The sequence below is a fragment of the uncultured Traorella sp. genome (genome assembly GCF_944327115.1).
In the GTDB taxonomy this organism is placed as follows: Bacteria; Bacillota_I; Bacilli_A; order Erysipelotrichales; family Erysipelotrichaceae; genus Traorella.
Window position 1 is genome coordinate 19,049 of record NZ_CALVGS010000027.1, and the last position, 12,643, is coordinate 31,691.

Annotated in this window: 12 protein-coding genes and 1 tRNA gene; 7 read left to right on the forward strand and 6 right to left on the reverse strand. The window is 38.4% G+C overall.

What is annotated here, in order from left to right; all coding sequences use genetic code 11:
* Positions 1 to 7 precede the first annotated feature (7 nt).
* The 3 genes from Q0K35_RS02070 to trkA all read right to left on the reverse strand — a co-directional run bounded on the left by Q0K35_RS02070 (position 8) and on the right by trkA (position 2,973).
* Positions 8 to 81: transfer RNA gene (locus Q0K35_RS02070), tRNA-Trp, on the reverse strand.
* Between the two features lie 73 nt (positions 82 to 154).
* Entirely contained in the window at positions 155 to 1,609 is a 1,455-nt protein-coding gene (locus Q0K35_RS02075) for a TrkH family potassium uptake protein (RefSeq protein ID WP_294561019.1), read from the reverse strand.
* Between the two features lie 5 nt (positions 1,610 to 1,614).
* The gene (gene trkA / locus Q0K35_RS02080; protein ID WP_294561020.1) at positions 1,615 to 2,973 is read right to left on the reverse strand and encodes a Trk system potassium transporter TrkA; all 1,359 of its coding nucleotides are present in this window, start codon (positions 2,971 to 2,973) and stop codon (positions 1,615 to 1,617) included.
* 141 nt (positions 2,974 to 3,114) lie between these two features.
* Between trkA and Q0K35_RS02085 the strand changes: the two genes are divergently transcribed.
* From Q0K35_RS02085 to Q0K35_RS02095, 3 genes are all read left to right on the forward strand, one after another.
* On the forward strand, positions 3,115 to 3,525 hold the full coding sequence (locus Q0K35_RS02085) for a hypothetical protein (protein WP_294561021.1): 411 nt from the start codon (positions 3,115 to 3,117) through the stop codon (positions 3,523 to 3,525).
* Positions 3,526 to 3,867: 342 nt separating this feature from the next.
* Positions 3,868 to 4,410 carry a hypothetical protein gene (locus Q0K35_RS02090; RefSeq protein ID WP_294561022.1) on the forward strand — a complete coding sequence of 181 codons (543 nt, stop codon included), beginning with the start codon at positions 3,868 to 3,870 and terminating at the stop codon, positions 4,408 to 4,410.
* A complete protein-coding gene (locus tag Q0K35_RS02095) occupies positions 4,407 to 4,994 on the forward strand; it encodes a hypothetical protein (protein WP_294561023.1) in 588 nt (195 codons plus the stop codon). Before Q0K35_RS02090 ends, Q0K35_RS02095 begins: the two co-directional genes overlap by 4 nt.
* Here the strand turns inward: Q0K35_RS02095 and Q0K35_RS02100 are convergent.
* Positions 4,987 to 5,817 carry an undecaprenyl-diphosphate phosphatase gene (locus tag Q0K35_RS02100; protein WP_294561024.1) on the reverse strand — a complete coding sequence of 277 codons (831 nt, stop codon included), beginning with the start codon at positions 5,815 to 5,817 and terminating at the stop codon, positions 4,987 to 4,989. The genes Q0K35_RS02095 and Q0K35_RS02100 overlap by 8 nt on opposite strands.
* A gap of 128 nt (positions 5,818 to 5,945) precedes the next feature.
* Here Q0K35_RS02100 and Q0K35_RS02105 point away from each other — a divergent pair, with 128 nt between their 5' ends.
* Entirely contained in the window at positions 5,946 to 7,100 is a 1,155-nt protein-coding gene (locus tag Q0K35_RS02105; protein ID WP_294561025.1) for a trypsin-like peptidase domain-containing protein, read from the forward strand.
* A gap of 38 nt (positions 7,101 to 7,138) precedes the next feature.
* Here the strand turns inward: Q0K35_RS02105 and Q0K35_RS02110 are convergent, their stop codons facing one another.
* Positions 7,139 to 8,083 carry a TIGR01212 family radical SAM protein gene (locus Q0K35_RS02110; protein ID WP_294561026.1) on the reverse strand — a complete coding sequence of 315 codons (945 nt, stop codon included), beginning with the start codon at positions 8,081 to 8,083 and terminating at the stop codon, positions 7,139 to 7,141.
* Positions 8,084 to 8,136: 53 nt separating this feature from the next.
* Here Q0K35_RS02110 and Q0K35_RS02115 point away from each other — a divergent pair, with 53 nt between their 5' ends.
* The 3 genes from Q0K35_RS02115 to gltA are packed head-to-tail and all read left to right on the forward strand — an operon-like array spanning position 8,137 to position 11,091.
* Positions 8,137 to 8,832: a SprT family zinc-dependent metalloprotease gene (locus tag Q0K35_RS02115; RefSeq protein WP_294561027.1), complete on the forward strand. Its 696-nt coding sequence runs from the start codon at positions 8,137 to 8,139 to the stop codon at positions 8,830 to 8,832.
* Between the two features lie 37 nt (positions 8,833 to 8,869).
* Entirely contained in the window at positions 8,870 to 9,709 is an 840-nt protein-coding gene (locus Q0K35_RS02120; protein ID WP_294561028.1) for a sulfide/dihydroorotate dehydrogenase-like FAD/NAD-binding protein, read from the forward strand.
* On the forward strand, positions 9,709 to 11,091 hold the full coding sequence (gltA, locus tag Q0K35_RS02125) for an NADPH-dependent glutamate synthase (RefSeq protein ID WP_294561029.1): 1,383 nt from the start codon (positions 9,709 to 9,711) through the stop codon (positions 11,089 to 11,091). The genes Q0K35_RS02120 and gltA overlap by 1 nt, the downstream gene beginning before the upstream one ends.
* Positions 11,092 to 11,120: 29 nt before the next feature.
* On the opposite strand, the gene Q0K35_RS02130 is transcribed toward gltA, so the two are convergent.
* A partial coding sequence (locus tag Q0K35_RS02130; protein WP_294561030.1) for a SpaA isopeptide-forming pilin-related protein occupies positions 11,121 to 12,643 on the reverse strand: 1,523 nt, incomplete at its 5' end.

Genomic DNA, 12,643 nt, shown 5'->3' on the forward strand with positions numbered 1-12,643 from the left:
GTTTCTATGGCAGGGGTAGCAAGAATTGAACTCGCATCAGCGGTTTTGGAGACCGTTATACTACCATTGTACTATACCCCTAACTGCCATATAATATTACCATAATCATAGACTTTACGCAAGTATAAAATAAAAAGAGAATCGCTTGGATTCTCTATAAATGAGTATTTCTCCGATATGTCTGTGGAAGCATCGTAATCAACAAAGGGAATATTTCCAGTCTTCCTAAAAGCATGCATAGGGAAAGAACAATTTTTGAAAGATCTGAGAATGCAGAAAAGTTTCCTAAAGGACCTGCGATACCTAATCCCGGGCCGACATTGCCAAGACAGGTAGCTACTGCAGAGAAAGTACTTTCAAAATCAAAACCATCCAATGATACTAAAATAAGACCAAGAAAGAAAATTGATATGTATGCCATGAAGAACACGAATATCTGACTGATAACCTCATCACTTACAACCTTTCCTTCAAAGGTAACAACGCTAATGCTTCTGTCATGAATTGTCTTTTTAATCGTGTTTTTAAACTTTCTAAACATGATGATCCAACGACTTACCTTTACACCGCCTCCTGTTGAACCGGCACAGGCACCGATGAACATCAGTACTAAAAGCATCGTCTTAGAAAACTGTGGCCATAAATTAAAATCACAGCTGGAGAATCCGGTCGTCGTAATAATACTGGACACCTGAAAGGAAGAATGCCTTAAAGCGGTTAGGATATTACCGTAGAAAGGCCACAAATTCAATGCGATCAAAAGAATAAAGGTCAGGGTAATACCTGTATATGCTTTTACTTCTTCACTGGATAGAAGAGCTTTTTTATCCCATATGAGAATATAGAAATAAAAATTGAAATTCACTCCGAATAAAAACATAAAGATAGATATAATAACCTCATAGACAACATTGTTATATTGACCGATGCTTTGATTTAAGATTGCAAAACCTCCTGTTCCTGCCGTACCAAATGCATTGCACATTGCATCAAACAAAGGCATGCCGGCTATACACAAAAGGGCAATCAATAGAACCGTCAAAAAAGTATAGATAATGTACAAAAGGGAAGCGCTCTGACGAATCTTTGGCACGAGCTTACCCACCATAGGGCCGGGTGATTCTGCACGCATGATATGCATGTTGTGATCATTTCCCTGCATTTTTACGATTGAGAGGATAAAAACTAGCACTCCCATACCGCCGATCCAGTGAGAGAAGCAGCGCCAGAAGGTAGCACAGCGGGCAATAGCCTCTACATCAACGATTACGCTTGAACCCGTTGTAGTAAAACCACTAACGATTTCAAAGAAAGCATCGATATAAGTCGGTGTGGCATTCGTCAAGACAAGCGGAATGGCACCCACCAGGGACATAAGCACCCATGCCAGTGATACGATGACCAGACCGTCTTTCGCATAGATCGTTTTATTTTTAATCGGAACCCTTGATGATATTAAATATAAAACAAAACAGAAAATTGAAGTGTAGGCAAAATATACCGTACATGCTTCCTGATAGATCAAACCAACGACAAAGGGAAAAAGCAGAAGAGCTGCTTCCACCCCCATCACGATACCTAAAATACGTATGACCATTCTTTTATTCATATATCTTATCCCTCAAGAATATCATTCAGATCATTCAAGCCTGAACGAGTGGTTACTAAAATAATATTATCCTTAGGAAGAATGACTTCATTGCCATCCGGAAAGAGAACGTGGCGATTTCTAACGATACAGGCAATAAGTACCTGTGATTTGATTTTTAGATCTTTCAAAGGAACATTCGGCATCTTGAATGTATTCGCAACTCTGAATTCCAAAGCTTCTACTTCATCATTGATGATCTTCGTTAACGTTTCCACATTGCTTCCCATAGAATTGTGCATAGCGCGTACATAACGGGTAATCTGATTTGCAACGACTTTTTTCGGAGAAACGATAGAATCAAGTCCGACTTCACTTAAAAGCTCACCGAAATCAATACGATTTACTTTTGCAATCGTTTTTTTCACATTTGCACGATTAGCATATAATGCCAGAAGAATGTTTTCTTCATCCATACCGGTCAGTGTGATGAAAGCATCTGTATCATTCAAACCTTCTTCTAACAGAATATCCGGTTCTGTAGCATCAGCATTGATGATCGTTGCTTTTGGAAGCTTATAAGCCAGCTCTTTGGCTTTTTCTTCATCCATCTCAAGAATCGTAACATTATAATTCATCTCCAGCAGCATCTTGCTTAAATAATATGTAATTCTGCTTCCGCCGATGATCATAACATTTTTAATTTTTGGACGTGGCACACCAATGGCTTTAAAGAATAATAAGATTTCAGTTGGCTTCGCTGTGATAGATACCTTGTCACCTTCATGGAATATAAAATTTCCATCAGGTATGATGGCTTGACCATCTCGCAAAACACCACATACTAAAACTTTTACACCGCTGACTTTTTCTAAATCTTTTAAAGCTGTACCGATGAGGATCGAATCTGCCTTCACCTTAAATTCCACAAGATCAACAAGGCCTTTTGCGAAAGAATCATTTTTTATTGCGCTTGGGAAACGTAAAGAACGGGCAATTTCCAATGCAGTCTGAAATTCCGGATTAACCGACATTGATAATCCTAAATCAGTCTGTATGTAATGGATATCATTTGCATACTCAGGATTACGAACACGGGCAATCGTATGCTTGACACCCAGTTTTTTAGCTAACAGACAACAAAGCAGGTTTACTTCATCTGAGCTTGTAACAGCAATCAGTAAATCTGCTTCTTTTACTCCTGCTTCGATCAAGACATCCCTTGAAGCGGCATTTCCCTGAATGCACAGACAATCCATCGTATTGGTGGTATGACTGACCACTCTTTCATTTTTATCAATAATAACAACATCGTGACCTTCTTTAGATAACTGAAGAGAAACGGTTTGTCCAACCTTTCCATCTCCACACACTACTATTTTCATAACTACCTCACTTATATATTCTAGTTAAATCAGAACCATTATAGCACTTTAAAATAACTTGTAAATACGATAAGTGACAGATTTGACATTTTTGTCAGAAAGAAGGTGTGTTATAATGAAAAGACCAAAGGAGAGATTGTCATGAAAGAAAAATTCAGAAAGTTTATGACTGGAAGGTACGGTGTAGATCAGTTAAGCAATGGCTTGAACATACTGTTTTTTATTCTGGTGATTCTTGGTCTTTTGACTCGAAATAACATCATCTTATATTTGTCTTTAGTGCCAATGATCTATAATTACTTCCGTATGTTTTCTAAAAATTTCAGTAAACGTTATAATGAAAATCGAATCTATACAAATATGATGTCACCGGTTTATAATTTTGCAGATAAAATCAAATATAAATTTCAAAAAAATAAAAAACGTGATAAAAAGAAATATAAATATTATCACTGTAAGAATTGCGGACAGGAATTGAGAATACCAAGAGGGAAGGGCAAGGTTACGATCACCTGCCCGATCTGTAAGCACTCATTTGATGGAAGAAGTTAATCTATATTAAAAAAGAGTAATTTTGATGCTTTATCTAAAATTACTCTTTTTTGATATGATGTTATTTTACGTCTTTTGGCTTTATGATGATCCAAGCTACGACAAAGGCAACTATAAATGCGATCAAAGCCGTGATGATAATGTGTTCCTGCAAATTTTCAATAATCTGAAAGCTGTAGGGATTGCTGGATTGAAGTCTTTATCTTCAACAGTTACTTCTAATTTCTTTTCATGAACATTTGCTAACAATTCCATATAAATTCAGGCACAAAAATTATTTCTAAGCGACTGTGTGATGAGATACAAGTATGCATTTTGACTAGGGTATGATAAAATAGAGATATGAAAATATTCATATTCTTATATTTGCATATCGTTTATCCATTATATACGTTGTGGTTTGCTATGCATGCTTCTTTGGTTCAGGAAAACCTTTCCTATGTTGGAAATCTGGACGGAATGCATCTGTATTTTATTATCTGGGCAATCATGTGTGAAACAGCTTTGGCCCTTGGTTTTCAGCGATGTCTTCCTAAATGCCTCCATGCAAAAAGGCTCATGCCCTGGATTGTCATAAGTGCGCTTTTATTTTTGATATCTGTGATCTTACCGTATTTTCCGCAAAGCCATCCATTATCAGCACAATTTCATATTGCTTTATCATTTATAGGCTTAATCATGATTTTGGTAGTCATTATCATGATGGTCATATCTCTTTGTTTCTCATATACCATCTTTCCTTATGATTATTTGCTTATACTGATCGATGGCATTGCTTTAGGAATCTATGGTGCCCACCATATGAGCGTTAATTCGCTGGTGGAGGTATTTTTAGGAATAACACTTCCTATTTATTTATATCATTTGGGAGGAAAAATATCATGAAAAAAGTCTGGCTTTGTCTATTATTTTTTTTAAGCGGTTGTGTAAATGGATATACACTGATACGTGAGTCCGATAGTGATGTAATTAAGATCATCATCCTGACAGATGAAAATGAACGTGAATGGGTTAGCTCACCTATTGACAATACAGAAGTTGTTTTTTGTCAAAGTGATTGTAAGCAAGAAATTAAAAACGCCGAGGATGAGTATGTCGATGGTATCGTAGCTGTCGGTGAAGCTGCATTGCAGGCTGTAAGTGAATATGAAAATCCGAATCAGATACCTGTCATAGAGGTAATGATGAATGAAAAACTGGATTCTTTAAAAAAATTATTTCCCCAATATCAGAATTGGGTAGAGGCGAATGACAGTGAAAACGTTGAAGAAGCTGATGCGCTTTATTATGAAGAAGGAGCGGAAGTAACAACAGATCTGCCGTTTTATCAGGAAAATAATCCACAGAGCCTTTGTATATTGATACCGGATAAAGAACAGTTTATAAATGGATTGGAAACAAAAATAAGCCTGCTTATAGAAAACAGGCTTAAGGATTACAGCTTATATATAGACTGGACTGCTAAATGAAAAATGGAATGACCACAAAGTAAACAAAGACGATTGCTCCCAGGATGATGCGATAGTAGCCGAATATTTCAAATGAATGCTTACGGATGTAGGAAAGCAGCATTTTGATAGCAATGATACTAACGATAAATGCGGTAAACATGCCGACAGCTAAGACAACGATATTTTGAATTGTCAGGATGCCGTCATAGCGCACCAGATCCAAAAGACTTGCACCGAGCATGACCGGAATGGCAAGAAAGAATGAAAATTCACTTGCTGTTCTACGGTTCAGACCTAAAAGGGTACTTCCCATGATCGTTGCACCTGAACGGCTTGTGCCGGGAATAAGCGCCAACATTTGGAATACGCCGATTTGAGCGGCCTTGACAGAAGTGATCTCATTCAAATGATTGATGACAGGACGTCTTTTACGCCTTTCAATGACAATAAAGCCAATACCATAGACAATCAGCGTAATTGAAATCACCGGGGGATTGAAAAACCATGCTTTGATCTGATCATTAAATAATACACCAATGATACCGGCAGGAACACAGGCAATCAGGATCTTGATCCATAGATTGATCGTTTCCTTTTTTTCACTGATTGATTTTCTTTTTGAAAAAGGATTCAGGCGATTAAAGTACATGAGCACGACGGCTAGAATCGAACCGAATTGTACGACTACCAGAAAAAGCTCCACAAATGTTTCTCCGCCTGCCAGATGAAGAAATTCATCTACGAGTATCATATGGCCCGTACTGCTGATAGGAAGCCATTCGGTAATCCCTTGAATGATGCCTAAGATAATGGCTTTTAGTATTTCTATTAAAAACTCCATATAAAAATCTCCTTTATGATGGTTCTATTGTATCACAAAAAAACATTCTTCACAAATATTTCACAAAGTTATCATTTTTATGACACATGCTAAGCGTATATTATAGAGATGTAAGGGAGGTATTAGGTATGGATGATGAAAACATCGTAGATACTGAAGTTCATGAAACTGAAATTAAAGAAGAGAAAAAAGAAAAAAAGAATATATCAAAGCTGTTGTGGGTCTTATTATGTGTTCTGGTAGGATTTGCAAGCGGAATCGGCGGTACACTTCTTACGATTCATTTAAACGGCGGCAGCATCAACAATACAGATGTCATATATCAATCTGTTGTTCAGACAAATGCTGATGGTGAAGCCGTAGATGAGATGTCTACGGAAGATATCGTTGCGAATGTGAAGGATAGTGTTGTTGAAATTACGACCTCTAAAACTGAAACAACCGTCTTTTTACAGCAATATGTAACCAGTGGTGCAGGAAGCGGTGTTATTTTTAGTGATGCAGGTCTGATCGTTACAAATCATCATGTCATTGATGGTGCGGATGAGATCAAAGTCAGATTAACGAGCGGTGATGAATATGATGCAGAATTGATTGCCAGTGATGCACAAACGGATCTGGCCGTGTTAAGGATCAATGCTGATAATCTTCAGCCGGCGATTTTAGGTGATTCGGATACGCTGAATGTTGGTGAGAACGTCATTGCGATCGGTAATCCATTGGGTTCACTGGGCGGTACGGTAACAGAAGGTATTCTGTCTGCCAAAGACCGTGATATTACGATTGATGGACAAAGCATGACCTTGCTTCAGACAAGTGCAGCAATCAATCCGGGAAATTCAGGTGGTGGATTATTTAATTCAAGAGGTGAATTGATCGGTATCGTTAATGCGAAATCAAGTGGCAGCGATATTGAAGGATTAGGTTTTGCCATTCCTATTAACATTGCGAAAAGTGTTGTGAATGACCTTATAGAAAATGGTAAGGTCAGCGGAAGAATTACCTTAGGTATCACTTATTATGAAATCAGCAGCATTACTCAGGCCATGCAGCATGGTGTGAATGTATTAGGACTCTTAGTGAGTGAAGTAACGCCAAACAGCAATGCAGCAGCTGCCGGTATTCAGGAAAATGATGTAATTGTTGAGGCAGATGGCGAACAGATCACGACAAGTGATGATTTACGAAATGCTTTAAGTTCACACAAAGTGGGTGATACGATGACATTCAAGGTATTCCGTGATGATGGATATGTAGATTTGAGCTGTACACTGGCAGAATAGTGAAATTAAAAAATCTGTGATGATGTGGAATCATTGAGTCACAGATTTTTTTTGTAATTCATGCCTTGATATAATTCATGACGGGCCATATATTTATCGATTTCATTTAAGACGCAGACTTTTTTTATCGTCCATAATGGTGCTATCAATTCACTGGCTATTCCATCTCCTGTCAATCGTTCGATAATGATCTCTTTAGGAAGATAAGTTAATTGCTCACAGACAATTTCCACATATTCTTCCAATGTTAAGATGTGAAAAGGATTTTTTTCATATTCATCTGCCATTGCCGTATTTTTCAAAAGATGAAGCATATGGATCTTGACTGCATGAATCGGAAGCTGAGCGATTGCTTGGATCGTTTCAAGCATCATGTCTTTTGTTTCATAAGGAAGACCGTTGATGATATGGACGCAGATCTTACAGTTGGTGTCAGCCAGCTTTTCTATGGCTTTTAAAAAACAAGCATAATCATGAGCACGGTTGACTCTTTGGGCTGTTTCATCATGGATCGTCTGCAAGCCGACTTCTACCCAGACATCTTTATAGACGGTTAAGGAATCAAGATAGGCAATATTTTCATCATTGAGGCAGTCCGCTCTTGTCGCGATGCAAAGTGCAACGACATCTTCTCTTTGAATAAAGGGTTCAAAAAGATTTTTTAATTTTTCAAGTGGGCCATAGGTATTGGTATAGGCTTGAAAATAGGCCATACCTTTTCCATTCGGCCATTTTTTCCGTAATAGTTTGACTCCATCATCAAACTGCCGCATGATATCTTCGTGATGAATGATGCTGTCGCCGCTTCCTAATGCACTGCAGAAGGTACAGCCGCCAAAAGCCTTGCTGCCATCACGGTTCGGACAGGTAAACCCTCCGTCTAAGGGAACCTTAAAGATTTTTTCATGGTAGGTGTTTTTTAAGTAATAGTTAAAGGTGTGATATCTTTTATTGTCATTCGAATAAATAAATGGATTTTTCATGATATTAGTATAACATATTTGCATCTGTATCTTAAATTCATTATAATAAATTCATGTTGAGAAAAATAAAAGTAAATGATCTTGAGATATGTTATACCCTTATCATCAAGAATGTGAAAAATATAAATCTGTATATCACGCGTAATGGTGAAATCGTTGTTTCATGTAATGCTTATGTACCTCTTAAAAAGGTAGATGAATTTGTAGGAATAAAATGTCAATGGATATTGGAAAAGATGCGCATGATTCAACAACAGCAAAAAATTCTTCATGATAATCAGCGCTTTTTGTTTCTTGGAAAGAGCTATCCTATCAAAACCGTATTGTCTAAGACAAGCGGAGTAAGGTTGAGAGAAGGTATTTGTATGATTTATAAAAGGGAAAGTGAGGATGAATATAAGATATTGCTTCAATATGAAAAAGAAATGGCTCAAAAGATCTTAAAACAAAAGATGAAAGAAGTATATGAGAAGATGAGCCATGATTATATAATCAATGAGCCTGCGCTTAAAATACGAAAAATGACAAGCAGATGGGGAAGCTGCATGCCTAAGAAAAATCAAATTACCTTAAATTCACAGCTGATTCATTATCAGGAGCGCTTCATTGATTATGTTGTGATTCATGAATATGCACATCTGATTCAACCGAATCATTCAAAAGCGTTTTATGCGATCATTGAAAAATATATGCCGGATTATAAAGAAGTAAGTAAAAACGGACCTAAATTAATTACAATAGATGAGTGATTTTGTGGTATGATTATCAAAGAATAGGAGGAGCAGCATGGTAAGAATCGTTGAAAAGAAGCGTCTGAATCCAACAGTGACGCAAATGGTAGTAGAACATGAAAAAATTGCGAAAAAGGCAAAGGCAGGACAGTTTATAATCTTGCGTGTAGATGAAAAGGGAGAGCGTATTCCTTTGACGATTGCCGATACAGATCCAGAAAAACATACAGTTACGATTATTTTTCAGATCGTAGGAGCAACAACCAGAAAATTAAATGAATTGAATGAGAATGATTATATTCATGATTTCGTAGGTCCTTTGGGAAAGCCGAGCGAGATTGAAGGATTGAAAAAGGTCTGTGTGATTGGCGGTGGTGTTGGCTGTGCAATTGCATATCCAACCGCAAAAGCACTTCATCGGCAGGGAAGTGATGTTACGACGATCGTCGGATTTAGAAATAAGGATCTGGTGATCTTAGAGGATGAATTTAAACAGGTAAGCGATCGTTTTTATATCATGAGTGATGATGGCAGCGTAGGTGAAAAGGGTGTCGTTACCAATGCTCTGGAAAGACTTTTGGAAAAGGAAACCTTTGATTGTGTGATTGCTATCGGACCGCTTGTCATGATGAAGTTCGTGGCCTTGTTGACGAAGAAATACAATGTTAAGACAACGGTATCGATGAATCCGATCATGATTGATGGAACAGGCATGTGCGGCGGATGTCGATTAAGCGTTGGCGGCAAGACAAAGTTTGCCTGTGTGGATGGTCCGGATTTTGATGGTCATGAGGTTGATTTTGATGAAGCGATCAGTCGTAATACATCTTATCGTGAATTTGAAAAGCATGCCTATGAAAAGACATGTGCTCTTTTAAACAAGGAGGTACAGTAATGCCGAACATGAGTTTGAAACGGGTCGAAATGCCTGTGCAGGATGGAAAAGTACGCAGCGGAAATATAGATGAAGTCGCTTTGGGCTATACCGAAGAGATGGCAGTAGAAGAGGCAAATCGTTGTTTGGATTGTAAGCATAAGCCATGTATGCAGGGCTGTCCGGTGTCGATCCATATTCCTGATTTCATTCGTGAAGTAAAGGAAAAGAATTTTGAAAAAGCTTATGAGATTCTTAAATCAACGAGCTCTTTACCGGCTGTCTGCGGCCGAGTATGTCCACAGGAAAACCAATGTGAGAAATACTGTGTACGGGCAATCAAGGGTGAAAGCGTCGGTATTGGCCGGTTAGAGCGTTTTGTTGCGGACTGGGCAAGAGAAAATTTAAAAGAGGAAACAGCGAAAATTCCTTCTAACGGACATAAGGTAGCGGTCGTAGGAGCAGGTCCGAGCGGGTTGACCTGTGCCGGTGATCTGGCAAAACTTGGCTATGAGGTCACTGTGTTTGAAGCCTTACATATGGCCGGAGGAGTATTGGTCTATGGTATTCCTGAATTCAGGTTACCAAAATCAATCGTCCAGCATGAGATCGATGCTTTGGAAAAGATGGGCGTCAACATAGAATGTGACAGTGTCATCGGAAGAAGCGAAACGATTGATGAGCTTTTTGATGAAGGCTTTGAGGCAATCTTTATTGGCAGTGGAGCCGGACTTCCTAATTTCATGGGTTTAGAGGGAGAAAATCTAAAAGGAGTCTTTTCAGCCAATGAATATCTGACACGCTTTAATTTAATGAAAGCATATCAGGAAGACAGCGATACACCGATTTATAGAGCTAAGAAGTGTGTAGTTGTCGGTGGCGGAAATGTTGCCATGGATGCTGCCAGAAGTGCCAGACGTTTGGGTGCCGAGGTAACGATCGTTTATCGAAGAGGCATGGAAGAGCTGCCGGCAAGACATGAGGAAGTCGAGCACGCCATGGAAGAAGGAATTGAGTTTAAGCTGTTGACTAATCCGGTGAAAGTCATTGGAAAAGACGGATGGGTCTGCGGTGTTGAATGTGTGGAAATGGAATTAGGTGAACCGGATGCCTCCGGAAGAAGAAGACCGATCACAAAAGAAGGAAGCAATTTTGTCATTGACTGTGACTGCATGATCATGGCAATCGGTACGAGTCCGAATCCATTGCTTCGTTCAACAACAAAGGGCTTGGAAACAAATGCAAAAGGTTGTCTTTTAGTGGACGAAAAAGGCATGACGACAAGAAAAGGTGTTTTTGCCGGAGGAGATGCTGTCAGCGGTGCGGCAACGGTCATCCAGGCAATGGGAGCCGGAAAGAAATGTGCGGCATCTATTGATGAATATATCCAAAGCAAGCTGTAAAAGGCTTGTTTTTTTTATATAAGGATTTTTTAATGAACACTTTTATCTTTATGGCTTGTTTTTAAAAGGATAAAAAAGAAGCAAGAAATGAAGCATGGTAAAAGACAGGTGATTAATGTCTGATCGCCTGTTTCAACTGATGTTGAAGGTATTGGCGTGTTGGCAAAAGCAATTTCGTAAATATCATCGTTTTGTAAAGGCAGATCATTGACAAAAATCCCATTTTCTCCAACGCTGATACGTATTATTTCATCACTGAGAAGATAACCTTCAGGTGCTGCAGTTTCTTTTATGTACCAAGTGCCATAACTCAGTTTAATTTCCGCATATCCTTCACTAGTATTACCTCCAGCTTGAAAGAGTTCTTTTGTACATTTCGCATCACTGTAAAGTGTGAATGCAAAGTTTTTATTTAAGATAGCTTGGCCGCTCTGAGAGTCAATCTTGTTTATGTGAACATTTATCCATTTCAATTCATTCATGACAGCTTCACCATTGTTGACAGATACAACGATATTTTCATCATGGGATTGATCGATACTGAAGTCGTATTCTTTTTCATCAAGAATATAGGCACTATTTGTAGACAGCTCCTTCAGATAATAATTTCCTACAGGAAGTCGAGGCACATTGACAAGATGACCTTCTTCATCGATGCTCACGGTAGCAACCAGCGTATCCGGTTCAATTGCGACATTGCCTATATGATCATAGGTATCATCTCTGGTAAAAATGCCATAAATAACATCCTTATAGACATCAGGATATTCAAGATAGCCTTGTTCAAACACTTTTGTCAACTCAATTTCATAGGAAGGAAGATCATTGACCAGTGTTGATTCGATCAGCTGTACTTCCGTGGACTGGCTGTCATTGATTTCAAAGTAATGTTTTTCCGTATCAGGAATATATCTGATTGGAGTCTTGGTTTCAACATAATAGTAAGATCCGACCAGAAGATTCCTGCTTTCAACTGCTTCCCAGTCGCTTTTTAGTGTCTGAATCGCTTCATCCTTCTTGTAATAAATGTGGTTGCCGATCGTGATGTCTTCGGCGGCATAGATCGTGATCTCAGCACCTAAAAGATTACTTTCTTCAAATACCGGTGATTCAACGATACCAAATTCTGTCATTTCAGTCACTGTGTGTGTAAAGATCTTACCGGTCTTGTTCCATACAAGCCTTCCAACGACAAGATCATCCAACATTTCAATTTTCTGAATTTCTCCAGTTGCGGAAACTGTAAATTCAATCGTTTCGCTGATGGCAAAGCCATAAGGTGCTGATTCTTCAATCATGAGATAGCTCTTTCCAACCTCTAAACCTTTGATCAGATGCGGTTTATCCGTAGATACATAGTCGTCAATAATTTTATTTGTTTCTTTCTCTATAACAAGGATATGCGCCCCTGCCAGTTCTTCCGTAAATGTTAGATTTTTCTTAGAAAGTTCAATCTTTGTGATCGCATTGATATCAGTGAAAGAGTTGTTGATTATCGTAATTGTCTGTGTTTTATATTTAGTATCAATATCAAAAACGTTATCTGATAACA

What these genes read in the sequence shown, in the direction of transcription:
- trkA (WP_294561020.1), bottom strand. Translation starts at nt 2,973, where the DNA reads ATGAAAATAGTAGTGTGTGGAGATGGAAAGGTTGGACAAACCGTTTCT.
- Q0K35_RS02095 (WP_294561023.1), top strand. Translation starts at nt 4,407, where the DNA reads ATGAAAAAAGTCTGGCTTTGTCTATTATTTTTTTTAAGCGGTTGTGTA.
- Q0K35_RS02110 (WP_294561026.1), bottom strand. Translation starts at nt 8,083, where the DNA reads ATGAAAAATCCATTTATTTATTCGAATGACAATAAAAGATATCACACC.
- Q0K35_RS02100 (WP_294561024.1), bottom strand. Translation starts at nt 5,817, where the DNA reads ATGGAGTTTTTAATAGAAATACTAAAAGCCATTATCTTAGGCATCATT.
- Q0K35_RS02120 (WP_294561028.1), top strand. Translation starts at nt 8,870, where the DNA reads ATGGTAAGAATCGTTGAAAAGAAGCGTCTGAATCCAACAGTGACGCAA.
- Q0K35_RS02105 (WP_294561025.1), top strand. Translation starts at nt 5,946, where the DNA reads ATGGATGATGAAAACATCGTAGATACTGAAGTTCATGAAACTGAAATT.
- Q0K35_RS02115 (WP_294561027.1), top strand. Translation starts at nt 8,137, where the DNA reads ATGTTGAGAAAAATAAAAGTAAATGATCTTGAGATATGTTATACCCTT.
- Q0K35_RS02075 (WP_294561019.1), bottom strand. Translation starts at nt 1,609, where the DNA reads ATGAATAAAAGAATGGTCATACGTATTTTAGGTATCGTGATGGGGGTG.
- Q0K35_RS02090 (WP_294561022.1), top strand. Translation starts at nt 3,868, where the DNA reads ATGAAAATATTCATATTCTTATATTTGCATATCGTTTATCCATTATAT.
- Q0K35_RS02085 (WP_294561021.1), top strand. Translation starts at nt 3,115, where the DNA reads ATGAAAGAAAAATTCAGAAAGTTTATGACTGGAAGGTACGGTGTAGAT.
- gltA (WP_294561029.1), top strand. Translation starts at nt 9,709, where the DNA reads ATGCCGAACATGAGTTTGAAACGGGTCGAAATGCCTGTGCAGGATGGA.